The organism is Patiriisocius sp. 208BN25-11 (assembly GCF_058147145.1).
Genome location: NZ_JBYVJY010000102.1, coordinates 1 through 245, shown reverse-complemented (window position 1 = coordinate 245; position 245 = coordinate 1). Strand labels below are relative to the sequence as shown.

Sequence of the window (245 nt, the reverse complement as noted above, 5' to 3'; positions counted from 1 at the left end):
AAAGGAGGAAAGCTTTCTAGAGTTTCAGGATTTGTTCCAGTCGGATCTAACCAATCTTCTAATCTTGTTGAAGCAGAAGAGCCGTTATCCCATGATCCAGCAAATCTCCCATAATAATCAAAAGCGTTATTATCATTTGTTCCAGAACAAGTAGCAGCACCACCATAAAGTTGACCAATAATTTTACATTCATGATCACAGAGTGGAGAACCAGAAGATCCGGGTTCTGTTACACCAAGCTCCCA

General features: G+C 40.4%; 1 pseudogene. It reads right to left on the bottom strand.

Annotated features, from left to right (window positions below):
• Positions 1–245, bottom strand: a pseudogene (locus tag ACY2RS_RS15740) (T9SS type A sorting domain-containing protein); the annotation flags it as partial.